Genomic DNA, 25,310 nt, shown 5'->3' with positions numbered 1-25,310 from the left:
AAACTCGAACGGCGAGCGCTTCATGGAGCGCTACGCACCGACGCTGAAGGATCTGGCGCCGCGTGACTTTGTTTCGCGTTCGATGGGGCAAGAGATTATCGAAGGCCGTGGCGAAGGGCCAAAGCAAGATCACATTCTGCTCGATCTTTCGCACATCGGCGCGGAAACGATCATGAAGCGTCTGCCGTCGATTCGCGAAATCGCGCTGAAGTTCGCGAACGTGGACTGCATCAAGGAACCGATCCCGGTCGTTCCGACGATTCACTACCAGATGGGCGGGATTCCCACGAATGTTCACGGCCAGGTGGTCGGCACCTCAAAGGGCTTTAAAGACCCTCTCAACGGCTTCTATGCCGTGGGCGAATGCTCGTGTGTGTCTGTGCATGGCGCAAACCGTCTGGGCACCAACTCGCTGCTCGACCTCGTGGTGTTCGGCCGCGCTGCGGCCAATCACATCATCGAGCATGTGAAGGAAGTCCGGCATCACAAGCCGCTGCCGGCCGATGCCGCCGATTTCGCGCTTTCACGTCTGAACCGGCTGGAAAAATCGTCGTCGGGAGAACCTACGCCGGCAGTGGCACGCGATATCCGTTCGACGATGCAGCAGCACGCAGGCGTGTTCCGCACCGAACAGCTCATGGCCGAAGGTGTCGAGAATATCGCCGAAGTCGCGAAACGTGTCGACAGCATCCACCTCAAGGACAAATCAAAAGTGTTCAATACCGCGCGCGTCGAAGCGCTCGAAGTAGCGAACATGATTGAAGTTGCGCGCGCAACCATTGTGTCGGCGGAAGCCCGCAAGGAAAGCCGTGGCGCACACGCACCTGCCGAACACAAGGAACGCGACGACGAGAACTGGTTGCGTCATACGCTCTGGTATAGCGAAGGCGACCGGCTCGACTACAAGCCCGTGCAGATGCAGCCGATGAGCGTCGCGTCCGTGCCGCCCAAGCCGCGTACGTTCTAAGGCAAGCGCCAGTCAGAAAGGAATTGGAAAATGGCTAAACGCATTTTTGAAGTCTATCGCTACGACCCGGATAAAGACGCAGCGCCACGTATGCAAACCTATGAGCTGGAACTCACGCACGAGCGCATGCTGCTCGACGCGCTGGTCAAGCTCAAGGAAGTCGATGAAACCTTGTCGTTCCGTCGCTCGTGCCGCGAAGGCGTGTGCGGTTCGGACGCGATGAACATCAACGGCAAGAACAGTCTGGCGTGCCTCACGAACCTCAACGATCTGCCGCACAAGATCGTGCTGCGCCCGCTGCCGGGTTTGCCGGTTGTGCGCGACATGATTGTCGACATGACGCACTTCTTTAACCAGTATCACTCGATCAAACCGTATCTGATCAACGATACGCCGCCGCCCGAGAAAGAGCGTCTGCAGTCGCCCGATCAACGCGATGAACTCGACGGCGTGTACGAATGTATTCTGTGCGCAAGTTGTTCGACGTCGTGTCCGAGCTTCTGGTGGAACCCGGACAAGTTCGTCGGCCCGGCAGGTCTGTTGCAGGCTTACCGCTTTATCGCCGATAGCCGCGACGAAGCCACAGGCGAACGTCTCGACAACCTCGAAGATCCGTATCGCCTGTTCCGTTGCCATACGATCATGAATTGCGTCGACGTTTGCCCAAAGGGATTGAACCCGACCAAAGCAATCGGCAAGATCAAGGAATTGATGGTACGCCGCGCGGTGTGATCAGCGCCCAACAGAAACGCCCCGCCAGGATTGCTCTGGCGGGGCGTTTCTGTTGCGGCGATTCAATTCACTCATTCCGCTTACTGGACGCACTCATCGCCTGCTGCTGCCCGAATGACAGGTTCCCCGCCATTCACCACATAATTCAGAAGCTGCTCGCACGCCGCCTCATAAAGGTGTGCTGGAACCGATTGAAGCTGCTTGTCGTGCAAGGTCAGCACGCAATGGAATACGTCGATATCGCTTTCCGGCAATTGCCAGGAACCGCCCGCTTGCGCGCGGTGACTACATCGGCCAAGTGCGGCTTCGGCTTCCTGAAAAGTGTCCGTCTTTTTATGCTGATCGTTCGCATCGCAAAGCAGATATGTCAGATAGACCGCACGAAAGAGAAAGGTTGCGTGAAGACTGGCGCCGTGGCGGCTGCGCAGCGCCTCAAGAGCAAGATGGTTTTGTAGCGAAGTCGCGCGAACAATGGGCGCGGGAAGCGGTAGAAACTTGCCGCGAGTGATTTTTTTAGAACGGGAGCGGTTCATAAAATTGCTCCAGGTTTTGAACTGATCGACAAAATTATAGATGATCAAATGAGTACTGATTTTGTGCAGCAAATGGAATCAGAATTCCGAAACGCTCAACGATCCATAAAATCGAATCGCCTCTTTGCAGACGAAAAAAAAGCCGCAGCATGGCTGCGGCCGAATGCAAGTAGCACATCAGTGCATCTTACCTGGGAGGGTTTTGATTCTAGCGAAAATACCGGGCAGCATTGACATCGACTCTGGAAGACTGCCTTCCAGAACCGGTAGTCAATTTTGTCGACAGCATCACATTGCGGCTTTCACCACACGCGGCTGAAACCCCGTATCGCGCGGCATATCTCCGGCGGCGTCTTGCTCCGCACAGGTCGAGAGATAGCGCAAGCAGCACACGCGCAGAAACGACGCGAAATTCAGCGCTTCTTCGCCACGTGCGGCAAGCAGTTCGTCGTAAAGCTGCACGACGAACTGTGTCGTCGTTTTATTCTCGCGATTGGCGATTTCCTGCAGCACGTCCCAGAAAAGATTTTCGAGCCGCACGGTTGTGACTACGCCATGAATGCGCAGCGCACGCGTGCGAGATTCATAAAGGATTGGATCGGCGTTGATGTAGATCTCGCACATAAATCAGGCTCCCAGGCACGTCATCATTGATGATACGTCACTGCATTCGATCAGTGCTCGATACGCGTACCGAGCAGCGCGAGGAATTGCGCCAGCCAGTTGGCGTGCGACGTCCATGCGGGCGCGGTGACGAAGTTCTCGTCGGTGATGGCATCGGGCCAGTCGAGCGGCACATATTGCGCGCCCGCCAGCTTGACTTCGGGCGCGCAGGCCGGATAGGCCGAAATGCGCCGTCCTTCGATCACGCCAGCGGCCGCCAGCAGTTGCGCGCCGTGGCACACCGCAGCGATGGGCTTTTTCGCTTCCGCGAAATGGCGCAGCCACGCGATGATCGTTTCGTTCAGGCGCAGATACTCGGGCGCGCGTCCGCCGGGAATGAGCAGCGCGTCATAGTTGGCGGGATTCGTTGCGGCGAAGTCCGCGTTGAGCGTGAAATTGTGGCCGCGCTTTTCCGTGTAAGTCTGATCGCCTTCGAAGTCGTGAATCGACGTGCGAATGAGGTCGCCCACGCGCTTGTCCGGCGCAACCACGTGCACCGTATGGCCAACGGCCGCTAGCGCCTGAAACGGCACCATCAGTTCGTAGTCTTCGACAAAGTCGCCCGCAATGATAAGAATGCGCTTGCTCATCTTTCGTTTCCTCTCGGCAGTGGGAATAGTGGCGAAAGAACGGGCGCGTAGTGCTGCGACAACCATGGGCACGCCCGCCGCCGTCGAAAGGCAATATAGCGAGCGACGCGTGCCAGCAGGTAATAGATATCTAAAACCTGAGTGAAGGAAACGGGGAAAACGGAATGCCGATGAATCAGTTAAACGCCCAGGCGCCCTTGCTGGCCCGCGCGGCGTCGCGCAAGCGTTTGACGCGGCACACTTCCTGGTCCGCCTGATCGAGCGCCTGCGCAACCGTGAGGAAGCGCACCGCCACGCAACCGGCCGCCGCGCCCTGATAATGCAAACGAACGTTCGATAAGGCGTATTCGCCCGCCGTCACCGTCGCGAGGCTGCTAGCGACTTCCTCGGCCATCAGGGTGGCCTGTGCGAAATCGTCCGGTCCAGGCGCGATAAAAGCGAAACGCCCGCCACCGATATAGGCAAGCAGACCGTTATCCGCAGTCGCTGCCGCCAGCCGTTGCGCACAGGCCTGCAGAAACTGGTCGCCGGTGCCGTAGCTGCGTTGATCGTTAAGTTCCCGAAGACCGTTCAGATCAATCACGCACACCGCCACATACGAACCTGCCGCGGCAGCATTTGAAAGCAACCGGCCGAGCTCTTCGTGCAAGGCACGCCGGTTCGGCAGTTCCGTTAAATCGTCGATGAGTGCGCGGCGCGCGAGATGGTCGTTAGCGAGCTTCAGTTGTTCGATTAATTGCTCGCGCTCGAGATGTTCGGAAATCAGTTTGGCAAATACATTCATTGCCCCACGCGCTCTTGAACTGATTTCCAGACTTTCGCGGCTGATACCGCAAAGCGTGCCGATCACCGCGCCGTTTTCCGCGCACACCGGCGCACTCGCATAAGTGCCGATTTCGAGGTCGGCCGCTGCACGCGAATCGCCCCAGATTTCGCGCACATTGCTGACAACGCGCCGCCCGCTTTCCAGACTGCGTTTGCATAAGGTATCGAACCACTGAACCTGCAAACCTTCGAGAATCTGCGGTCGCCCTTCGTTGCGCGCGTAGAGGACGGTCTGCACTTCGCGACTGAAATCGACGGAAGTCAGGTAAGTCGATTCCAACCCGGTCAAGATCCCCAGCATTTCGAGCAGCGGCCGTACCAGCCCTTCCAGGCTCTGCGCCGCCCCAACCTTCTGGGAAAGGTTTTCAAGCAATTCGTCCATAACGCGTGCTCAGAAAATCGGGCAAATCTGCCACCGTGATTATGTGCGGCCCACGGTAACAGTTTTCTTTTGCCCGATCTACCGTGGTTTGCACGCGTTATCCGACGATCGGTAACTTCTTCACACCACGCGATATTCCATGCAACTCAACGTGCATCGCCCGATACCGGCACCTGGCGCAGCGAGGTTTCGCTGGACTCGGTCGCAGACGACGATTCGCTTTCGCCGTCGACCTGCGTGAGATCGCGGCCGCGCGTTTCGGGCAGCATGAAGGCCGCGGTGACCACCAGCAGATACGACACGCACGCGCACAGTCCCATCGCCGCGCCCAGTTCGACCCGTGCGCCCAGCACGCCCACCATCGTCGGCATGATGGCGCCGATCGCACGGCCCGCGTTGCCGCACAACCCTTGCGCCGAAGCACGAATGCGCGTGGGAAACAACTCGGCGAGATAAGCGCCCGTCCCCGCCGCCGTACCCGATTGCAGCGTGCCGAGCACGAAGCCGAGCACGAGCGTCACGGGCAGCGTAATCGGCGTGAGCGTATAGATGGCGACGGCCACCGCCTGCAGGCAGGCAATCACGATAAAGGTGCGGCGGCGGCCGAAGCGGTCCGCCATCCAGCCATTGAGAAACGCGCCCGCAAACGAGCCCAGAATATTGATCGCCAGATAACCGCCGACATTCGCGATCGACAGGTTCAGCACCAGTTTCAGGTACGCGGGCAGCCACGTAATCATCACGTAGTTGCCGCCGTAAATGCCGAACGTGAGCAGAATCGCCTTGAGCGTGGTGGCGCGCATCGGACGCGCGAACACGGCCCAGATGCCCGGACGGTCGGCGGCCGATTCGGCGCGCGTTTGCGCGAACACCGGCGCTTCCTTGATATGGCGGCGAATCCACAGAACCAGCAGCGTCGGCAACAGGCCGATGGCAAACAGCACGCGCCAGGCGAGGTCGGCTTCGAGCGTGCTGAAAATCAGCGTCGAAAGCAGGACGGCCACGCCATAACCCACCGCCCAGCCCGCCTGCAGCGATCCCACTGCACGGCCGCGCACCTGCGGGCGGATGGTCTCGCTGATCAGCACCGCGCCCACGGCCCATTCGCCGCCAAAGCCCAGCCCTTGCAGGCCGCGCGTGAACATCAATTGCCAGAACGAGTGCGTGAACGCCGACAGCAGCGTGAACGCCGAAAACCACAGAATCGTGATCTGCAGAACGCGCACACGCCCGTAACGGTCGGCCAGAATGCCGGCGATCCAGCCGCCCAGCGACGCCATGATCAGCACCGTCGTACCCAGCAGACCGGCTTCACCGCGCGTCATGCCCCACAAGGCGATCAGCGTGGGAATCGCGAGCGCGTACATCTGCGTGTCCATCGCGTCGAGTCCCCAGCCGCTGAAACACGCCCAGTACGTCTGCTTTTCCGGCTTTGTCAGCTCGGTGTACCACTTGAACATGCGCTTTCTCCGTGAACCATGCCGTCTGCATAGAGTTCGACGATACAAAAAGCGCGTGGCGAATCGATATCGAGGGTAAACCTTCACGCGGATGGTTTGGCCGCTTAGATGCGCCGCCGTTTGTGTGCAACGGAGGTCGATCGCATAGCGCAAAGGCACGTCAGACAAGGCTTGAGGTGCCGCGTTCGATCTGGCTCGATTAACTGCGCGCATCGCCGCGACAACGTCCATCGATAACTAAAACAGATGGTGAAAGAACAAACTCGCAAAACACTGAGTTAGCCAAACGGCCGACTTTTTGGGTGATGTGGCGTGTCGTATCATTCGCCATCGAACCGCTCGCTCACCTTTACTCGCTTGCACTCATGACGCACCTCACGCCCTATAGCGCCCTTGCCGGTGGCCTGCTGATCGGCCTATCGGCGTCATTACTGCTCTGGCTCAACGGCAGAATCGCCGGAATCAGCGGGATCGCGCGCCAGTTGATCTGGGGCGAGCGCCGCGAATCCGCGTGGCGTGCGGCCTTTCTGCTCGGTCTGATCGCGGGCGCCGCCGTCTGCTATGCCATTGCGCGCGCGCTGTTTCATGTCGATCTCGCTCCGCACGCGCGGCCAGGTTTCCCGCCTGTTCTGCTGATTCTCGCGGGACTGGCGACTGGCTACGGCACCGCGCTCGGACACGGCTGCACGAGCGGACACGGCGTCTGCGGACTCGCGCGTTTCTCGCGCCGCTCGGCGGTCGCGACGGGCGTGTTTCTGGCAACCGCCATCGTCACGACGTTCTTCGTGCGTCACATCCTGGGGCTGCAATGAGTAGCGCGCTGAGACTGCTGGCAAGCCTCGTATGCGGGTTTCTTTTCGGTGGTGGACTTGCGCTTTCGGGCATGACGCGTCCGCAGAAAGTGCTGGGCTTTCTCGACGTGAGCGGAGCGTGGGATGGCAGTCTGCTGTTCGTGCTGGGCGGCGCGGTGACGCTCGCCGTCATCGCGTTCCGCTTGATTCTTCGCCGCGCCAAACCCGTGCTGGACGACCGTTTTGCGTTGCCAACCGCGAAAGCCATCGACGCCCGGCTGATTGCAGGCGCGGCGCTATTCGGCATCGGTTGGGGTGCGGCGGGCTATTGCCCGGGCCCGGCCATCGCGCTGCTTGCGCATCCGAATATCGAAGCGCTCTACTTCCTGCCTTCGATGATCGCCGGGTGGTGGATTTATCGTTTGACGGCTGGGCGCGGGCAATAAGCCGCGCCGTGCTCAATCCCGCTTATTCCAGCGGGATTTCCGGCACAAAAGGAAACAGCAGCGGCGCGAAGCTCGAATTGAAATAGCCGTGACGCGCGTACAGTGCGGCGCGTTCGACCTGGGCGTGAGCATCGGGATGCTCGCCTTCGCTTTCCGGGTTTTGCGCGCTTTCCACCCGTTTGCGGCTGAACAGGCTCCACAGCCGTGCGGCGATGTGATTCGACATGACGCTTTCCTCGCGGAATGTATGCGTCAAATCTAGTCACCGTCCGTGCATCCGCCAAACAAGCATTTATTCGATGCTTAGCACAGGCGCAATATCGAGCGGCAATGCCGGGTCGGCGGCCCATTCCTGCAGCGAGCCGTCGTAGATCGACACGGCGTCGTGACCCGCCAGCGTGAGCGCCAGCGCGTCCACCGCGGCGGAAATTCCGCCGCCGCAATAGACGCAGACCGGTCCGTCCAATCGCAGCGCCTCACTGATCACGGATGCCGGCGCATAGCGCCCCGTTGCGTCGAGCAGGCTTCGTGCGGGCACGTTCAGGCTGCCCGGAATATGCCCGCGCCGCGCGTAGCGGCTGGCTGCGCGCCCAGTGAAAACATCGGCCGACAGCGCGCAAACCAGCGTCGCGCGCACCTGCCCGGCGAGGATCGCTTCGACATCGGCGCGATCGGCCCACATGCCGTTGCGCTCGCGCACTTGCAGACTTTCGCCCGCCCCGGACACTTCGCCCGCCGGTCCGCTCTCGACCGGCAAACCGGCCGCGCACCAGGCCCGCCAGCCGCCATCCAGCACCTGCGCGTCGATGCCGATCCAGCGCAGCATCCACCAGAGTCGCGCGGCCCAGAAGCCATCGCTGCGGTCGTAGATCACCACATTCGAGGCCGCGCCAACGCCCAGCACCGCCAGCTCACGCGCGAGCACTTCAGGCACGGGCCGCATGAACGAGAGCGTGGCGTGCGGTGCGCTCAGCTTCGCGCTGAGATCGGCATGACGTGCGCCCGGCACGCGCTGCGCGAGCCAGCCGTCGTAACCGCTCGCCACCCGATAATCGCCGTCGAAACGCGGCGACGGCAGTTCGACCTGGGCGTCCAGCACAACCAGACCCGGCTCGCCCAGCCGCGCAGCAAGCGCCGCCGGTTCGATCAGCATGCGGGCGCGCCGCGCGGCAGCGTCCTGGGATAAATCGCTCATGCGTTGCTCTCCTTGCGGCGGCGCGTGCGCAACCACGTTAGCAGCCGTTGTCCTTCGTCTTGCGCGAACCAACGCGTATGGCCGAGCAGATAGCCGTCGTACGCAGCCGCGACGCCCGTTTCGTCGCCGAGAATAGCGTCGAAATATTCCACTTCGAGCAGCGCGAATTCCGTATGCACGATCGGCAGCAGCGCGATCAGCGCTTCGTATTCGGCTTCGCTCAACGGCGCGAGCGACTCATAACCGTCGAGCAGCGCGCCGATATGGTCGTAGTGCACCGTGACGTTCGCCGGTGCGGCCAGCCAGTCGATCGTATTGCGCTCGATGGCGAGCGCAATGTCGTAAACCGCGCAGGTGCGATCCGAAAGGCCGAAGTCGAGCACCGTGCGCACCTGCGCGCCGGGCGTGGCGTCGGTCCACAACAGGTTCGATGCGTGCCAGTCGCCATGCGTCCAGAGCGGGCGCAACGCGGGCAGAAACGGCACCAGCCGCGCGTGCGCTGGCGCGATGGTCTCCTGGAGATCGGCGCGCCAGTTATGTTTATCGAGCGAACGCGCGAGCGCGGGCTGGGCCTGCACCCACTGCTCCAGTGCACCGCCAAAATCCGCCGAACCCAGCACACGAAAACTCGACAGCAGCGGCTGCAACGCCCGCGCGGGCGCATCGTAATCGGCGGATGCCTGATGCAGTCGCGCCAGCGTGCGCCCCGCCGACCACGCGTGGCTCGCATGAAAGAACGGCTTCCACGACATCACGCCGCGATACGCGTCCATGCCTGGCGCGCTGGCATGGACTTCCCAGGTCCAGTCGCCGTGCGTGATGGCCGTGCGGCCCGTGCCATCGGCCAGCACATCGGCGACCGGCAGGCCGCGGCTGCGCAGATGGGCGATGAAACCATGCTCTTCGGCCAGCCCGGCCGCGCTGCGCAGACGCGCGTGATGGCGCTTCACGAACCATGCGCGGCCGTCGAGCGTATGCGCAAGCACCGCCGCCGAAAACGGCCTCGGACTGTGCCAGGCGATCTTCGCGAGCGGCGCGAGATCGGCGTAACCGGCCAGCAGACGCTCGACTTCGTCGCGCGTGATGAGCGGCCAGTCGCGTTCGGCCTTTTCGCCATCGACGGTGAATTGCAGCGGCGCGTTCGACAAGGCGGCGTCAGGCGGCGCGGCGTGTTTCTCGTGCGTCATCAGACCAGGCTTCCCGATACGGCATACGACGCCTCGTGTTCGGCCCTGGCGCGCGACCAGTCGCGCCAGCCCAGCGCCGCCAGCACCAGAAACGCGGCGTAAAGGCCCGCAGTGAGATACAGCCCCTTGAACACGAACATGCCCACGTAGATCACATCGACCACGATCCACAGCGTCCACGAAGCGATGTAGCGCCGCCCGGTCCAGTATTGGGCCACGAGGCTGAACGCGGTGAGCGAGGCATCGACCCACGGCAGCGCGGCATCGGTGAAATGCGCCATGGCCGCGCCGAGCAACACGCTCAGACCAACCGCCGCGAGCAGGTCGGGCGCGAGGCGCGCGAAGCTCACACCGCCAACGGGCACGACCGGTACGACAGCCTGCGCCGCTTCGCTCTCCTGGCCGGCATCGCGCCGCTGCTGCGCGAACCAGCGCTGCCAGCCGTACACCTGAAGCACGCCGAACGCGCCTTGCAAGAGCGCATCCGAATAAAGCCTGGCGTCGAAGAAAATCCAGCCGTAGAGCGCAACCGAGGCGAGCCCGACCGGCCAGCACAGCATCTTGCGGCGCGCCGTGAGCCAGATCGCCAGCGCGCTGACAACGACGCCGATGATTTCGAGTGAAGACATAGTGGATAAATGGGTAAGGGAATCCGTGTCGGGAGAGCCGTGCGATTACGCGGCCAGGCGGCCTGTATCGTCGGGCAGAAACGCGTTGGTGAACGCCTGCGCGCTCTGTGACGCATCGCGCAGCACGCCATGTTTGCCGAGCCACTGCGCGTACGGGTGAATCAGCGCGTCGCGCTGCACGCCCCATTCGCCCTCGTGCGTCCACGTTCCGGCGATCAGCGGCAGCGAGCGCGCCAGCAGCGCACGCGGGAAATACGGAATCACGCGTTCGAGCGACGGCAAGGCCCGCGCGGGCTCCTGCGCCACCGCCAGATAACCGCGCCGCGCCGCCGCCAGAAAGCCGCGCACGATTTCGCCGCGCGTCTCCAGCGTGTCCTCGTGGGCGCCGAGCAGGTAGCTATGATAGGCGGGCGCGCCGATTTCATCGACGGGCCAGATACGGCGCTCGGCATCCGGCACGCGCGTGTGCAGCAGCGTATCCCATGCCCAGTAGCTGCCGAACGACGCATCGGCCACGCCATCCAGGAAGCTTTCGGGTTGCAGCTCGCGCACGCCGCTATCGACGATCTCGATGGCGTCCGGGTCGCCGCCGTCGTGGGCCACCAGATGGCGCACCATCGCGAGGCCGCGCGGCGTGGGGTTCAGCGCAAGACGCCGCCCGGCCAGATCGCGCGGACGCTCGATACCGGTCGACGTCACGGTCTGGATCGTCTCCAGCGCGCGATGGTTGATCGCCGCGATGCCCACCAGCGGGCGGCCCGCTTCGCGCTGCACGAACAGGCGGTTGCTCGGGAACACGCCAAAATCCACCTCGTGGCGGGCGAGATGCGCGAGCGCGTCGCCGCGCGCCGGATCGGGCACGACGATCTCCACATCCAGCCCGGCCTGGGCGAACCAGCCTTCGTCGCGCGCCACATAGAAGCCCGCCGCGTTGGTCCACGGGTGGAAGTATTCGAGCATCAGGGTGATTCGGGTCATACGGTTTCTCATCAGAAGTCGTAGGTCACGGACAGTCGCGCCGTGCGCGGAGCGCCGAGGAACAGATAGGCGTCGCCCTGCTGCTCGCCCGCATCGCGCCAGTAGTAGCGGTTAAAGAGGTTGTCGACCCACAGGCGCACGACCGCGCGATGGCCGGCGAGGCGCGTGGTATAGCGCGCGCCCGCGTTGACCACGATCCAGCCCGGCACGCGCGCCGTGCCTTCCTCGTTGGCATTGCGGCTCGAACTGTATTCGAGGCCGCCCAGCAGATCGAAGCCCGCGATGCCCGGCACCGACCAGTCCGCATTGAGCGCGGCATGCAGCGCCGGCACGTTGATGACCTGATGCCCTTCATAGGCGGAATTGCCCGAATCGTAAGCGCGCGCGCGAATCGCGGCGACGCTCGCCGTCACCGTCACGCGCTCGCTCACGCGTCCCGACGCGCCCAGCTCGATCCCGTCGTGGCGTTCGGTGCCGTGCTGCACGAAGGTGTAGCCCGCGTCGGACGAATCGGGCTGCGCATACTCGAACGGCTTGCTGATCGAGAACACGGCCGCCGTCAAACTGAGCCGGTTGCCCCAGTCGTATTTCGCGCCGATCTCGTACTGATGCGACTCGACCGGCGGCAAGAACGAATACGCATTGCTCGCGCGCACCGGCGCCTGATCGCCGAGCGAGAGGTCCTTGCTGTACGACGCATAGATCGACAGCGGCGCGACCGGCTTATAGACCAGCGCGATCTGCGGCAGCAGCGCCGATTTATCGGTGCCGCTTTCGGGGCCGTCCTGGCTCGTCCACGACTTCTGGCGCAGGAACACCGCGCGGCCGCCCGCGAGCACCTGCCAGTGTTCGCCCAGACTCACGCGATCGGTGGCGAACAGCGCGTATTGCCAGGCATCGAGTTGCGGATACGACACGCTCGGCGAGTTCGGTGACGGCGAAAAATCGACATCGGGGCCATAGATGTTTTCGCTGCCCACGTAGTCGTAGACGGCATCGGACAGATGCACCACGCGATGCAGCGCGCTCGTGCCGAACAGGACTTCGTGACGCAGCGGCCCGGTGCTGAACTTGCCGTCCACGGCGGCGCGCATTTCGTCGTTGCGCCGGTATTCGCCGGGGCTGCGATAGTCGTAGACGTCGTAATCGCCATTCGCGCCGAAGAAATACGGCGACGTGCTGCCCGAACTGCAACTGGCGGCGTAATAGCAGCCGTACACGAACGCCACGTTATCGTCGATCATCGTGCGGCTGCGCCCGGCCGATACATAGGCGCGCCAATTGTCGTTGAAGGCGTAGTCGAAGCGGCCGTTGATATTGAGCGCATCGGTGGTCACGGGCTTGGCCCAGGACTGCGCGCCCAGCAGTTTCGACGACGATACCGCCGACGGCACCACCGTGCCGCCCAGCAACTGATACCCCGAAGCGGAACGCTGAATCCATTGCTGGAATTCCGCGTTCAATTGCAGGCTGGCCTGCGGATTGATGTTCCAGTCCGCGGCGATCGAACCGAACGTGCGGCGGCCATTGGTGCCGTCGATATACGAATGCATGTTCTCTTTCGCGGCATTCACGCGCAGACCAAACTGATCGTCAGGACCGAAGCGGCGGCCGAGATCTACCGCCGCCGAAGTCGAACCGCGGCTATCGACGCCCGCCGTTACGCTCGCCACGTTCTCCGGCCGCTTGCTCACGTAGTTGACCACGCCGCCCGGCGCGATCACGCCGCTGTCGATACCGGCGAGCCCTTTGAGAATCTCCACGCGCTCCTTGTTTTCCAGCGCGACATTCTGTTCGCCCGAGAGCGTGAGGCCGTCGAGCCGGTAAGCACTGGCCGGATCGAGCGCGAAGCCGCGAATCGAAAAGCCCTCGTAATAGCCCACCGGCGCGTAATCGTTGTTCACCGAGGCGTCGTTGCGCACCACATCGCTCAGGCGTTTGGCCTGCTGGTCGTCGAGTTGCGCGCGCGTGACCACAGTGACGGATGCGGGCGTGTCGCGCAGCAAGGCGTTCTCGTAACCGGCCACCGAGGCCGTGCGGGCGCGCCAGGCGTTGCCGTTCGTGCCGTTGACGGTGACGGTTGGCAGCACCTGGCTGTTATCCGCCGATGTGGAAGATGAAGTCGACGATGCAGCATCGGCCGATGCCGCGCTGGAACCTTCTGCTGCCATGGCCAGCGCGTGCGCCGCCATCAAACTCACGCCCAGGCCAAAGCCCAAAGCGCGCGTCATGACGCGCGGCGTGAAGGCCGCGCGTGTTCCCCCCGATACCTGTTTCATGTATTTCCTGCAAGTTGATCCGCCTTTGAACGAACGACGGAACCGTTGCGTTGACACGCATTCACCGGCGTGCATATACGCGTTTTCCAATAAGCCAATCACTGGATTCCATATATGAATTGCATGGCACTCCGAGCTAAAAAGCGCCGCTATACTTCGCGAACCACAATTCGACCATAGCCGCACCGCGCGGTCCAATGACTTGTTTTCCTGGCGGTGATAACTCGCGGATATGAACTTCCATTTACTCAAGTCCTTCGTCACGCTGGCCGATTCGCTGCATTTCGGCTTTGCTTCGCAAACGCTCAATCTTTCGCAACCGGCGCTCACCAAACAGATCAAACGGCTCGAAGACGATCTCGGCGCCCCGCTATTCCGGCGCGACCGCCACGGCACCGAACTGACCGAACTGGGACGCTATTTTCTGGGCGAAGCCCGCCCGCTCGTCGATCACGCCGAGCGCGTGTTCTCGCAGGGCAAACGCGCGGCACGCGGCGAAGTCGGCCGGCTGGCGATCGGCTACAGCTTTTCGACGGTGGAAACCGTGTCGCGCGTGCTGCCGCGTTTTCGCGAGCGATTTCCCGAAGTCGAAGTCGCGCTGCACGATCTGTCCTCGGCGGAACAGATGGAGCGGCTGCTCGAAGGCAGTCTTCAGGCGGGGTTCGTGCGTCTGCCGGTGCAGGCCGGGCTGGCGCACCGCCGGTTGCTATCGGACCGGCTTGCGCTGGTGGTGCCGAGCACGCTGGCAGCGACGATCGAGGGCTTCAACACGCACGCGCTGCCCGTGCTGCAAACGCTCCCGTTCCTGATGCTGCAGCGCTCGCGCGCGCCGGGCCTGCACGATCATATCGTGCGATTTTGCGAATCGCGCCGTTTCGAGCCGCGTTTCGTGCAGCACGCGAACGAATCGCTCACGATACTTTCGCTGGTGGGCGCGGGTCTGGGCGTGTCGATCATGCACGAATCGGCCTTGCAATCGCCAGGCGACAAGGTCGTGTGCGTGCCGATCGAAGATGCCGATGCGCGCTGGGATGTGGGCCTGACCTGGCGCGAACGCAGCGCAGATTCAGGCGCGGATTCTATCGTAGAGAATTTCGTGGCCTTGCTAGCGCAGGCCGATGTGCAGTGAAATAGGCAGTGAAACAAGGTAGCGCCGCGACAAGCGGCGCTACCTTCTGCAAAATTAGCGTGCCGACGGGTGAATGGTGTCTTCGTCGTCGATATCGTGTTCTGTGGGCTCGTATTTCACCAGCGCGAGAAAGCCGATGGGAATGATCGCCGCCAGCGCCACGACCCAGAACATATCCGTGCCCAGGCGCGCGTTGAGGATCGGCAGCACGAACAGCGCGACCGCGCTGCCAATGCCCGAGAGCGCACGCCCAAAGCCGAGCCCCGTGCCGCGAATCGAGGTGGGATACGACAGCGCCGGATAGATCATCATCTGCGCGCCCGGGCCAAAACCTTCGGCAAATAGCCACGTGCCGAGCATGGCCAGCGCGATGCCGATACCCAGCGCCGTCTGCGGATGCCCCAGCAGCGCGAGTGCCACAAGCGCCTCGAATTGCAGCGCAAAACCCGCCAGCGCCACATGCCGCGAAGGCCGCGTGTGCGCGAGGCGCATGCCGAGCAGGCCGCCCGTGAGCGCAAACAGCACGTTGAGCGCGAGCGAGGCCGAAATCGTTTCGAACACACCTGCGCCGAGAAACTGCGAAAGGATCGAAGGCAGGAAGAATGCGATGGCCGTGTATTCGAACGGAATGCACAGATTCATCACGCTGGCGACGATCGTGCGCGCGAGATAAGGCTTGCGAAACAGCACGCGAAAGCTCACGGGCGGCTGGCTAACCACGCTGGCGGTGACGGGCGCGGCATCGTCCTTGTGCTCCTCCTTGTGCGCCCGAATCCCGTACGATTCGCGCAGGATACGCACGGCGTCGTCGAGTTTGCCTTGATTGGCGGCCCACAGCGGCGACTCGTTCATGAAGCGGCTGCGCACCGCGATAATGATGAGCGCGGGCACAGCGCCGAAGATCAGCGAGGCGCGCCACAACCAGCCCGCGTGTTCCTGCGGCAACAGAAAATACAGACCGAATACGATCAGAAAGCACACGGACGAAGCGGCGTACCACATCGGGCACCATGCAGCGAGGCGCGACGCCTTATTACCGCTGCCCTGAAATCGGGAGAATTCGGAGAGAAACGCCATCGCCACGGGTAGATCGATACCCACGCCCAGCCCCATCACGAAGCGCGCGGCAATCAATACCCAGACGTTGGGCGCGAGCCCGGCCGCGATGGCGGCCACCACGAAAAACAGCATGTCGGCCATAAAGACCTGATAGCGGCCGATACGATCGGTGAACCAGCCGCCCACCAGGCTGCCCAGAATCGTGCCGATCATGATCGACGACGTGACAAAGCCGGTTAGCGCAGGCGTGAGATTGAATTCGCGCACGACATCCTGAATGCCATAGGACAGCGTCGTGAGGTCATAAGCGTCGAGAAACACACCGCCCAGCGCGAGCAGCACGATCACGCGTGCGTGACTCGTGCGCGCGGTGCTGGCGTTGATCAGGCGTGAAACGTCGCTGGCGGAGCGGATGGGCGATGAAGCCACCGGCTCGATATCGAGTGTGCTCAATGGAATCCCCTGAATGACGGCAAGAACAGCCAGCAGTTATACGAGGGCGATCCATTGGGCACAACGAACGAGATATCGAATACTTATCCCGTGCGCGGGAAACGCAAAAACGATAGCTTGTTCCGGTTTCAGGCCGGCGTTATCACCAGCAAATCGACGCGGGGCGCCGGCAATGCCGCCGTGAAGGTAATCTGCGATCCTGTCATTTTCGACGTGCTGGCAAGCGTGAGATTGTTCGATGCGTCGATGCGGTACTGCTGCACCGTGCATGCCCCGCTACCCCACGGCAGATTCTCTACCGTCACCGCATAACCCGCGTTGCTCTGGTACGTAATGGATTGACGGTCGAGCAGCGTCAAGGTGCCGACATTGGGCACCACCTCGTCGTTTCCATTGGGCAGAGGACCGAGATCCGCGGCCGGAATTTCATAGTTCGAAATCAGCACGCGCACCGATTTATTGTCGCTTGCGCCGCCCGCCAGCACCGCGAAACCTTGCTGATCCTGCCCGCTCGTCGTCAGCTTGAGCAGGCTCTTGAGCGAGCCGACCGCCTGCATAGCGCTGCCGCCTTTTGTCAGCGCACCGGTATCGCTGATCAGCGGTTGCGTGCGCATGTAGCAGCAGGCGCGGTCAATCGGCGCTTCCTGCATATAGACCAGTGCAGTGGCGACAAAAGCCGCGTGCGCCTCTTCTGCAGGCGTAGCGAATAGCGAGTAATTCCATTCGTTCAGATGCAATTCCGTCGATGTCATTCCATACGAATTGAGCAGCGCGCGGTATTCGACACCGAGTTTGTAGAAGTCGAGCGGATCGACATATTGCGGATACCAATGGAACGAGAAGAAGTCCAGCGGCAGGCTGTTGGCCTGCACATCGTTCAGGAACGACTTCAGCATGCCGCGATAGTCGTTATGCGTGGCCGTAACCGGGCCGCCCACTTTCAAGGTGGAATCGACCGATTTGATGGCCGCCGATACCTTCTGGTACAGCGAATAATATTGCGCGGCGGTGCCGGTCCAGAATGGCGTGAAATCCGGTTCGTTCCAGATTTCCCAATAGCGGATGCCGTAGCTGAACCCATTCGCCCAGCCGTGGTTGTAGTGCATCACGATATGCTGGGCGATGGTGGCGAACTTATCGAAATCGGCGGGCGGCACATTCGAATTATTCACGCTGATCATCGAAAGATCGCTACGGCCGAGTCTGAAAAAGACCTCGGCGCCCGAAGCCACGATGCCCGCAATCATCGTGTCGAGCGCCGTGAAGTTATAGCTCGCCGGGAGTGTGGGATCGGCGGACCAGTCGGGGAAAAGACGATTGACGCCGCTGCCGTCGACATCGCCGGTGCCGAACGCGTCGAGATCGTGCGTGCGCACGAAATCCACGCCCATCTGCTTGAACTGCGCGGTTCGGTCCAGACCGTTCGGATTGTCGATCTTGCCGCTGACCGTGGCGCCCGTCGGCACGTTGCTCGCGCCCACTTTCGCAGGCACCGGCGGGCCGTCCAGGCCCTGCAGCGAGCGGATCGCCGCGCCGCGCTGGCTGGCGTCGACGGTCACGGCGCGATAGCCCGCGGGCATCGTCGTGCGGCTGCTGAGGCTTCCGCCACCACAGGCGCTGAGCAGCGCCGCCGGGCTCAGCGCCGCCAGCGCGGCTGCGCCGATGGCCTTGACGGCGCGCCGGCGCCCGACGAATACGCCGAAGTTGTCTCCAGGATTGTTTTTTGTCATTGTCCAGTCTCGTTCATGCTTTTTTGATGGGTCACGCTCGCCGGCGTGACGCCCGACGGGTGAGTGAGCCCGAGACTAGCCAGGCGAGCGACGGCGTGCTCGCCTGTTTTGCGATAGCTGGTATCTCGTTTCGTGAGGTGCGCGAACGTGGTTCGCAATGAGCGGGGCGCGAATGGTGGAATGGCGGCAGCGCTCGGAGCGAGATGAGAGCCTCTGGTGGCTCGCACGTTTGTTCGCCGGACTTGACCGCTCTGCACTGCAAAGCGGCCCGGAGCGTGGTTCAGATGTTGCTCTGGTTCACGCGCTTCATCAGTTCTTCGGCACTCTCCTTGCGCTCGCTGTAGCGATCGACCAGATACGGACCGATATCGCGCGTGAGCAAGGTGAACTTCACCAATTCTTCCATGACATCCACGACGCGATCGAAATAAGCCGATGGTTTCATGCGGCCGGCCTCATCGAACTCCATGAACGCCTTGGCCACCGACGACTGATTCGGGATGGTCAGCATGCGCATCCAGCGCCCGAGCACACGCATCTGATTGACGGCGTTGAACGACTGCGAGCCGCCGCTCACCTGCATCACCGCGAGCGTCTTGCCCTGCGTCGGCCGCACTGCGCCCACCGAAAGCGGAATCCAGTCGATCTGCGATTTCATGATGCCGGTCATCGCGCCATGGCGCTCAGGCGAGCACCAGACCATGCCTTCGCACCACAGCACCCGTTCGCGCAGTTCGGCCACCTTGGGATGCGTGTCGGGTGCGTCGTCGGGCAGCGGCAGGCCGCTCGGATTGAAGGTGCGGACTTCGGCGCCCATCGCCGTGAGCAAACGCGCCGCCTCTTCGCTCAGCAATCGGCTGAACGAGCGCTCGCGCAGCGAACCGTAAAGCAGAAGGATACGGGGCGCATGCGCGGAAGCTTTCGCTGCCTGAAGGCGCTGGATATCGGGTACGCGAAACAGCGCGGCATCGACTTGCGGAAGCTCAGTGGCGAGATCAGTTACCGGAGCGGACACGTTTGCCCTCCGCATCGATCACCACTTCGCCGTCCTCCTTCGCAAACGCGCCGCGTTGCGCGTCGGGCAGGATCTCGAGCACGACTTCGGACGGACGGCACAGACGCACGCCCATCGACGTCACCACGAAGGGACGGTTGATGAGTATCGGATGCGCCAGCATCGCGTCGAGCAACTGCTCGTCGGTCAATGCCGGGTTGTCCAGATGCAGTTCTGCGTACGGTGTGCCTTTCTCGCGCATCACCTCGCGCACGCTTAGCCCCGACTGGCTGATCAGTTCAACGAGTTTCTCGCGCGATGGCGGGTTCGTCAGATATTCGATGACGACCGGTTCAATGCCCGCATTGCGGATCATCGCGAGCGTATTGCGCGAGGTGCCGCAGTCCGGGTTGTGATAGAGGGTGACTTCGCTCATTGCATGTTTCCCAAACGTTCAGGCGCACTCGTACCAGTTCTTCGAACGGTTGACGATACGCACCACGAGCAGCATGACCGGCACTTCGATCAGCACGCCCACGACCGTCGCGAGCGCCGCGCCGGAGTTGAAACCGAACAGGCCGATTGCAGTGGCGACGGCCAGCTCGAAGAAGTTCGACGCGCCGATCAGCGCGGATGGACAGGCGATGCTGTGCTTCTCGCCGACCGCGCGATTGAGCCAATACGCTAGCGCCGAATTGAAGAGCACCTGAATCAGGATCGGCACGGCGAGCAGCACGATCACGAGCGGCTGCTTCAGAATGGCCTCGCCCTGGAAGGCAAACAGCAGCACCAGCGTGGCGAGCAACGCCGTGATCGACCACGGGCCGATCTTCGCCATTGCCGCTTCGAATGCCGCCGCGCCGCGCGCGAGCAGTATCTTTCGCAGGATCTGCGCAAAGATCACGGGGATGACGATGTACAGCGCGACGGAGGTGAGCAGCGTCGCCCACGGTACGGTGATCGCCGAGATGCCGAGCAGAAAGCCAACCAGCGGCGCAAAAGCGACCACCATGATGCTGTCGTTGAGCGCGACCTGCGAGAGCGTGAAGAGCGGATCGCCGCCGGTCAGGCGGCTCCAGACGAACACCATCGCCGTGCAGGGCGCAGCGGCCAACAGGATCAGCCCCGCCACATAGCTGTCGAGCTGCACGGCGGGCAGCATCGGCGTGAACAGGTGCTTGATGAAGAGCCACGCAAGAAACGCCATCGTGAACGGCTTGACGAGCCAGTTGACGACGAGCGTGACGCCAATGCCCTTGATGTGCTGACGCACTTCATGCAGCGCGCCGAAATCGACCTTCACCAGCATCGGCACGATCATCACCCAGATCAGCAGGCCGACCGGCAGATTGACCTGGGCGTATTGCATGCGCCCGATCGCCTGAAAGACGCCCGGTAGCGCCTGGCCGAGCAGGATGCCAGCGACGATGCACAGCGCGACCCAGACAGTCAGATATCGCTCGAAGAAGCCGATGACCGGTTTCGAGGCGCTTTTGCGCATGGCGGCGATGTGGGTGGCGTTCTCGTTCAGCATTGGCACGAACCTGCCTCTGGGCTCAGGCAGGGCTGACCCTGGCAGCAGTTCTCGGTCAGGAAACCGAGGACGGCATTCATATGCTCATAGGCGGCCCGATAGATCAAGGTGCGTCCGTCGCGCTCCTGCGTGACCAGCGCGGCGTTCATCAACTCCTTGAGGTGAAAGGAGAGCGTCGCATTGGGCACGTCGAGCTGTGTCGCGATGATGCCGGGTGTGAGCCCTTCAGGACCGGCGACAACCAGCATGCGAAAAACACGCAGGCGCAGATCATGAGCGAGCGCCGCGAGGGCGCGAACGATGTCTTTTTCTTCCATATTTCCAATATATTCGAAATATGGAGAAGAGGCAACACCGATCCAGATCGAAACGCAATGAGAACGCGTGCACCAGGTCGCACGAAGGATGGCGTGTCCGAAGCGATTTCGTCTATGACAATGGTATGCATACGCCTACCTTGCCGCTGCAATCCAGAAGCGTCACACACTCGCCTGAATAATGAATCGCACTCCATACTATTTTGAATCAGCACTCCCCGTAATCGACCGCTTCACATTTGACGTGCCCCCATGATGCCGGTACACTGCGCGCCGCGGGGTGGAGCAGTCTGGCAGCTCGTCGGGCTCATAACCCGAAGGTCGCAGGTTCAAATCCTGCCCCCGCAACCAGCGATACCCGAAGCGCAATCAGGGAGGCGGCTCCATGAAGAAACCACAATTCATCAAGTTTGCGTTTGCTGCAGTGGCCATCGGCCTGACAGGCGCAGCGCACGCGGGCGACGTCAACGTGGGCATCAACGTTGGTACACCCGTCGTCGTCGCTCCGCCGCCACCGGCTGTGGTCGTTACGCCAGGCTGGCACGGCGACCGCTATTGGGACGGCCATCGCTATTGGGAACGCGATGACTGGGAAAGACACCATCATCACGATAAGCACTGGCACTGCCCGCCTGGACATGCGAAGAAAGGCGAGTGCTGAGCTGGCGCCGATGATGAATGCAGCACGATAAAACCCGGCATCCCTGCCGGGTTTTGCGTTTGTGGCGACAAGGTGTACGGGGCACGCACACGAACACAACCCACAGCAACGCACGTTACGGCCCTCGCCTTCCCGAACCCGAGATTCGAAACAGATGTAATCATCTGTTAACGGCAGGCATGAACGCCTGTTTTGCGGCGAAAAGCGCGACTGCACTTTGGTACGATCCGCCCTTTCGTCGAATGCGCCGTAACCGTGAATCACCCGTATGTGTCTTTTTTTCGCGAGCGTTGCGCGCGCGGGCTGGCGCGTGGCCGTGCGCTTGCCGGCGCGGCCAGCGTCATGGCGCGCCGTCTCGTCCGTACGATGCTGCATGCGGTTCGGCATCCGACGCGCCGGGGCATCGCACTCGCTCTCGCTGCCCTGCCCGTGTTTTCGCTGGCCTACGTGCTGGCTCTCATCCCTTTCACGCCGCACCTCGGCGATATCCGCAAGGCCCGGATTGATCGTCCCGCACGCATTCTCTCCGCCGACGGCGCTGTGCTCACCGAGTTCAAGCCGGTCAACCGCGAGTGGGTCGGACTCGACCAGATTTCTCCCCATGTGGTGGACGCCCTGATTGCAACCGAGGATCACCGCTTCTATCAGCATCACGGCATCGATCTCCAGCGTCTTGGCGCCGCAGCGCTCCACAACGTCACCGGATCTCGCCAGGGCGGTTCGACGATCACCCAGCAGCTCGCGCGCAATCTCTATCCAGAAGAGGTCGGTCGAGCCCCGACGTTGACGCGAAAGCTAAAAGAAGCGATCACGGCGCTCAAGATCGAATCGGTCTATAGCAAGAACGAGATCCTCGAGACCTACCTGAATACAGTCCCATTTCTCTACAACGCATACGGCGTGGAAATGGCCGCGCGCACTTACTTCGGCAAAACCGCTGCCAGCCTCAATATCCTTGAAAGCGCAACGCTCGTGGGAATGCTGAAGGCGAACAGTGCCTATAACCCGGTAATCAATCCCGAACGCGCGCTCGAGCGCCGCAACACCGTACTCGCCCAGATGGTGAAGTTCGGCAAGCTTGAACCACGCGCTTACGCCTGGCTCTCCCGGCAACCGCTCAGTGTCAATTTCGAGCCGCAATCCGAACCGGTAGGCGCCGCGCCGCATTTCACCGCACAGTTGCGCCGATGGCTGGCCGCATGGGCCGATCGCAACGGCTACAACCTTTATGCCGACGGTCTCGTTGTGCATACAACCATCGATTCCAAGCTTCAGGCCATGGCGACGCAAGCGGTTGCGTGGCAGACCGGCCAGTTGCAGTGGATCGCCAACGACGCGTGGAACGTCCGTACAGGCTGCTGGCCAGGCAATGCGTTATTCCAGTCGTTCATCAGGCAGACGCCTGAGTATCGGATTGCCCGCGATTCCGGCCTTTCGGACGCCAATGCAGTGAGAAAACTTGCGCGTGACGCTTCGTTCGTGAATGGTTTGTGCCATAGCAAGACGCAGATCCAGGCAGGGTTCGTTGCCATCGATCCGCGCAACGGGGATATCAAAGCCTGGGTCGGCAGCCGCGACTTTCAGGGCGAGCCGTTCGACCACGTACAACAGGCGCGGCGTCAGCCCGGTTCGACGTTCAAGGCGTTTGTGTATGGCGCGGCGTTTGCCGACGGTGCCCAGCCGGGCGACACGATCGTGGATCGTAACGTCGCGATTGCATTGAAGGGCAATGCGGTATGGAAGCCGACTGATCCTGAACCCGCAACCGGACGCCCGATGTCGCTGCGTAACGCCCTGACGTTTTCGCGCAATCGCGTCACGGCCCAACTCATGCAGCGCGAGGGCCCGGAGAAAGTCGCCGCGCTGGCGCGTGCGATGGGCGTACGCGAAAGCCCCCTCGACCCGGTGCCCGCGCTCGCCCTCGGCACCAGCCCGGTCACGCTCAGGGAAATGGTTTCGGCGTATTGCACGATCGCGAACCGGGGTGCCTATATCGAACCGCGTATGGTCACGCGTATCGAGGATCGCAATGGCAAGGTGCTCGCTGACTTCCCCGTTTCCAGCCGGGATCAGGCACTGCCCGCGGCCGCCGCGAGCAAGCTGGTCGATGTTATGCGCGATGTCGTTGACCGGGGCACCGGCGAGGACATCCGCACGCGTTTTGGGATTCGCGCTGACGTGGCCGGCAAGACCGGCACGACGCAGGACAATGCGGATAGCTGGTTCATCCTGATGCATCCCGAACTGGTCGCAGGTGCATGGGTAGGATTCGACGACGCGCGCGTCACGTTACGCAACGACTATTGGGGCGAAGGCGCACACAGCGCCCTGCCCGTGGTGGGTGCGTTCTATGACATGGCGCTGCGTGCGCGGGTCATCGATCCACAAGCACGGCTAACGCCAGGCAGCAATGCGCGCCGCCCGGATCGCCCACGCAAACATCATCATTTTCTTTTCTGGACCTTCTAGCGCTCTGGCGCGCGCTCAGCGAGTTATATCCCGACATTCCCTGATACAGGCACCAATGTCTTTGGATCTGATCCGTAATTGCTCTATCTTCAGTTCATTGTGCCCCTGCCGATATCCTGATGAGGCAATGACACACCTCGCGACGGCGGTACAGGCTGGGGCCCATCAATACCTGCTGTATCAGGGCAGCACGTCGGACGCGAACAGCTGGTATCTGCGCTCGCGCCTCGCAGCGGCCCAGACGGCTTCCACCGGTTCCGTCAATTCGGCGGCCGCATCACCTGCCAGCGCATCGACATTGGGACCTGTTGCGTATCGGCCGGCCGTCATCGGCTATTCGGTCACGCCACTGCTGAATGCCGATTACGGTTTCAGGATCCTTGGGCGCCTGCACGAACGCGTCGGCGACGTCGCGAATCTCGATGCTTCGCAACCGGCGCACAGCAACGGTGTCTGAGGCCGGCTCGGCGGCCAGAATCTCGACGCCGATGCGGGCGATCGCTTCTCGGCCGATGAACATACGTTTTTCGCGGAGTTTGGCAAAGACTGGACGCTCTCGCGCACGACGAACGGCGGCAGCACGCACGCAGGCGCGACGGTCATGATCGGCTCCACATCCGCGAACTTCGCCGATAGCGCGCGAAGCATCGCGGCCATGTCGGTTGCAACCTGCGGCGTCGAAACACAGGCGCAGTCGATTGGCGGCTACTGGACAAAGTTTCTGCCTGACGGCACCTATTTTGACGGTGTGGGCCAGTTGACTCACTATCACAATCGTTTCGGCGATGAGTATGGCGGCAGCGCATGCCAGAACGGTTTCGGCGCGGGTACGTCGGGCGAAGTGGGCAAGCCGTTCGCGCTGGGTTCAACGGGCGTGGCGATCGAGCCGCAGGCGCAACTGCTCTACCAATACCTGCATCGGAACGGCTTCGACGACGGCATTGCGCCGGTTGGTTCGAACACGACGAATGCGCTGCGCGGCCGTCTTGGCGTGCGCTTGTTCAAGGCGAATCTGAGCAACGATTCGAAAACGTCAAGCGTGACGCCGTATTTCACGGCAGACGTGCTGCACGATTTCTTCTCGCCGGGACAAACAACGGTTGGCGGTACGCCATTTGACAACGCCATGCAGCAGTCCTGGTGCGACGTGGGCGTTGGCGTGAAGTACGAGCGCAGCATCGGCGGCGACTATCGACGCAATGTCTTTGGCCAGGCGGGTTACCGTTTTAGCTGGTAACGCGATTCTCCTTCTTCGCTTCGCGCGAGAATAAAGCCGTCTTTGCCTGCGCGACGACGGCAATCGCAAG

Annotated in this window: 24 protein-coding genes, 1 tRNA gene and 1 pseudogene; 9 read left to right on the top strand and 17 right to left on the bottom strand. The window is 62.1% G+C overall.

Going from position 1 to position 25,310, the window contains the following annotated elements:
- Positions 1-967 (top strand): FAD-binding protein (locus tag U5A67_RS32060; RefSeq protein WP_321817393.1); only part of this gene is annotated, 967 nt, incomplete at its 5' end.
- A 30-nt stretch (positions 968-997) separates the two neighbouring features.
- Positions 998-1,699, top strand: coding sequence for a succinate dehydrogenase iron-sulfur subunit (locus tag U5A67_RS32055; protein ID WP_321817394.1), 702 nt, complete (start codon positions 998-1,000; stop codon positions 1,697-1,699).
- Positions 1,700-1,779: 80 nt separating this feature from the next.
- Here U5A67_RS32055 and U5A67_RS32050 read toward each other — a convergent pair whose 3' ends face one another.
- The 5 genes from U5A67_RS32050 to U5A67_RS32030 form a co-directional block, all read right to left on the bottom strand.
- A complete protein-coding gene (locus tag U5A67_RS32050) occupies positions 1,780-2,232 on the bottom strand; it encodes a hypothetical protein (RefSeq protein ID WP_321959778.1) in 453 nt (150 codons plus the stop codon).
- Between the two features lie 288 nt (positions 2,233-2,520).
- Positions 2,521-2,856 carry a ribbon-helix-helix domain-containing protein gene (locus tag U5A67_RS32045; RefSeq protein WP_321817396.1) on the bottom strand — a complete coding sequence of 112 codons (336 nt, stop codon included), beginning with the start codon at positions 2,854-2,856 and terminating at the stop codon, positions 2,521-2,523.
- Positions 2,857-2,906: 50 nt separating this feature from the next.
- A complete protein-coding gene (locus U5A67_RS32040) occupies positions 2,907-3,485 on the bottom strand; it encodes a DJ-1/PfpI family protein (protein ID WP_321817397.1) in 579 nt (192 codons plus the stop codon).
- 175 nt (positions 3,486-3,660) lie between these two features.
- Entirely contained in the window at positions 3,661-4,692 is a 1,032-nt protein-coding gene (locus U5A67_RS32035; RefSeq protein ID WP_321817398.1) for a GGDEF domain-containing protein, read from the bottom strand.
- A 146-nt stretch (positions 4,693-4,838) separates the two neighbouring features.
- Positions 4,839-6,152 carry an MFS transporter gene (locus U5A67_RS32030; protein ID WP_321817399.1) on the bottom strand — a complete coding sequence of 438 codons (1,314 nt, stop codon included), beginning with the start codon at positions 6,150-6,152 and terminating at the stop codon, positions 4,839-4,841.
- Positions 6,153-6,517: 365 nt separating this feature from the next.
- Between U5A67_RS32030 and U5A67_RS32025 the strand changes: the two genes are divergently transcribed.
- Together U5A67_RS32025 and U5A67_RS32020 are read left to right on the top strand one after the other, a co-directional pair.
- Positions 6,518-6,964: a YeeE/YedE family protein gene (locus tag U5A67_RS32025; RefSeq protein WP_321817400.1), complete on the top strand. Its 447-nt coding sequence runs from the start codon at positions 6,518-6,520 to the stop codon at positions 6,962-6,964.
- A complete protein-coding gene (locus U5A67_RS32020) occupies positions 6,961-7,389 on the top strand; it encodes a DUF6691 family protein (protein WP_321817401.1) in 429 nt (142 codons plus the stop codon). Before U5A67_RS32025 ends, U5A67_RS32020 begins: the two co-directional genes overlap by 4 nt.
- Before the next feature lie 22 nt (positions 7,390-7,411).
- Here the strand turns inward: U5A67_RS32020 and U5A67_RS32015 are convergent, their stop codons facing one another.
- The 6 genes from U5A67_RS32015 to U5A67_RS31990 form a co-directional block, all read right to left on the bottom strand.
- Positions 7,412-7,615 carry a hypothetical protein gene (locus tag U5A67_RS32015; RefSeq protein WP_205983799.1) on the bottom strand — a complete coding sequence of 68 codons (204 nt, stop codon included), beginning with the start codon at positions 7,613-7,615 and terminating at the stop codon, positions 7,412-7,414.
- 66 nt (positions 7,616-7,681) lie between these two features.
- Positions 7,682-8,584: a sulfurtransferase gene (locus tag U5A67_RS32010; protein WP_321817402.1), complete on the bottom strand. Its 903-nt coding sequence runs from the start codon at positions 8,582-8,584 to the stop codon at positions 7,682-7,684.
- Positions 8,581-9,771, bottom strand: coding sequence for a phosphotransferase enzyme family protein (locus U5A67_RS32005; protein ID WP_321817403.1), 1,191 nt, complete (start codon positions 9,769-9,771; stop codon positions 8,581-8,583). The genes U5A67_RS32010 and U5A67_RS32005 overlap by 4 nt, the downstream gene beginning before the upstream one ends.
- On the bottom strand, positions 9,771-10,400 hold the full coding sequence (gene pnuC, locus U5A67_RS32000; protein WP_321817404.1) for a nicotinamide riboside transporter PnuC: 630 nt from the start codon (positions 10,398-10,400) through the stop codon (positions 9,771-9,773). The genes U5A67_RS32005 and pnuC overlap by 1 nt, the downstream gene beginning before the upstream one ends.
- Positions 10,401-10,445: 45 nt before the next feature.
- Positions 10,446-11,378 (bottom strand): ABC transporter substrate-binding protein, encoded by a 933-nt coding sequence (locus U5A67_RS31995; RefSeq protein ID WP_321817405.1) that lies wholly within the window; start codon positions 11,376-11,378, stop codon positions 10,446-10,448.
- Positions 11,379-11,389: 11 nt separating this feature from the next.
- Complete coding sequence (locus tag U5A67_RS31990; RefSeq protein WP_415767969.1) at positions 11,390-13,657, bottom strand: TonB-dependent siderophore receptor; 2,268 nt, start codon at positions 13,655-13,657, stop codon at positions 11,390-11,392.
- Between the two features lie 232 nt (positions 13,658-13,889).
- On the opposite strand from U5A67_RS31990, the gene U5A67_RS31985 reads away from it, so the two are divergent.
- The gene (locus tag U5A67_RS31985; protein WP_321817406.1) at positions 13,890-14,786 is read left to right on the top strand and encodes a LysR family transcriptional regulator; all 897 of its coding nucleotides are present in this window, start codon (positions 13,890-13,892) and stop codon (positions 14,784-14,786) included.
- Between the two features lie 54 nt (positions 14,787-14,840).
- On the opposite strand, the gene U5A67_RS31980 is transcribed toward U5A67_RS31985, so the two are convergent.
- The 6 genes from U5A67_RS31980 to U5A67_RS31955 form a co-directional block, all read right to left on the bottom strand.
- Positions 14,841-16,298: an MFS transporter gene (locus U5A67_RS31980; RefSeq protein ID WP_321817407.1), complete on the bottom strand. Its 1,458-nt coding sequence runs from the start codon at positions 16,296-16,298 to the stop codon at positions 14,841-14,843.
- A gap of 128 nt (positions 16,299-16,426) precedes the next feature.
- Positions 16,427-18,028, bottom strand: a complete 1,602-nt coding sequence (locus U5A67_RS31975) for a GH39 family glycosyl hydrolase (RefSeq protein WP_321817408.1) — start codon at positions 18,026-18,028, stop codon at positions 16,427-16,429.
- A 280-nt stretch (positions 18,029-18,308) separates the two neighbouring features.
- Positions 18,309-19,058 carry an arsenical resistance protein ArsH gene (arsH, locus tag U5A67_RS31970; protein ID WP_321817409.1) on the bottom strand — a complete coding sequence of 250 codons (750 nt, stop codon included), beginning with the start codon at positions 19,056-19,058 and terminating at the stop codon, positions 18,309-18,311.
- Positions 19,024-19,458 carry an arsenate reductase (glutaredoxin) gene (gene arsC / locus U5A67_RS31965; protein WP_321817410.1) on the bottom strand — a complete coding sequence of 145 codons (435 nt, stop codon included), beginning with the start codon at positions 19,456-19,458 and terminating at the stop codon, positions 19,024-19,026. The genes arsH and arsC overlap by 35 nt, the downstream gene beginning before the upstream one ends.
- A gap of 18 nt (positions 19,459-19,476) precedes the next feature.
- The gene (gene arsB / locus U5A67_RS31960; RefSeq protein WP_321817411.1) at positions 19,477-20,556 is read right to left on the bottom strand and encodes an ACR3 family arsenite efflux transporter; all 1,080 of its coding nucleotides are present in this window, start codon (positions 20,554-20,556) and stop codon (positions 19,477-19,479) included.
- Entirely contained in the window at positions 20,550-20,873 is a 324-nt protein-coding gene (locus U5A67_RS31955; protein ID WP_321817412.1) for a metalloregulator ArsR/SmtB family transcription factor, read from the bottom strand. The genes arsB and U5A67_RS31955 overlap by 7 nt, the downstream gene beginning before the upstream one ends.
- A 274-nt stretch (positions 20,874-21,147) precedes the next feature.
- On the opposite strand from U5A67_RS31955, the gene U5A67_RS31950 reads away from it, so the two are divergent.
- From U5A67_RS31950 to U5A67_RS31935, 4 genes and pseudogenes are all read left to right on the top strand, one after another.
- A tRNA-Met gene (locus U5A67_RS31950) sits at positions 21,148-21,224 on the top strand.
- 34 nt (positions 21,225-21,258) lie between these two features.
- The gene (locus U5A67_RS31945) at positions 21,259-21,534 is read left to right on the top strand and encodes a hypothetical protein (protein WP_321817413.1); all 276 of its coding nucleotides are present in this window, start codon (positions 21,259-21,261) and stop codon (positions 21,532-21,534) included.
- A gap of 255 nt (positions 21,535-21,789) precedes the next feature.
- Positions 21,790-24,003, top strand: a complete 2,214-nt coding sequence (locus U5A67_RS31940) for a penicillin-binding protein 1A (RefSeq protein ID WP_415767968.1) — start codon at positions 21,790-21,792, stop codon at positions 24,001-24,003.
- 136 nt (positions 24,004-24,139) lie between these two features.
- Positions 24,140-25,240: pseudogene (locus U5A67_RS31935) on the top strand (autotransporter outer membrane beta-barrel domain-containing protein); the annotation flags it as partial.
- Positions 25,241-25,310 lie beyond the last annotated feature (70 nt).

Origin of the sequence: Paraburkholderia sp. J69-1, assembly GCF_905220255.1 — a bacterium.
Classification (GTDB): domain Bacteria; phylum Pseudomonadota; class Gammaproteobacteria; order Burkholderiales; family Burkholderiaceae; genus Paraburkholderia.
The sequence above is the reverse complement of the archived record's forward strand: the minus strand, read 5'-3'. Positions and strand labels throughout refer to the sequence as shown.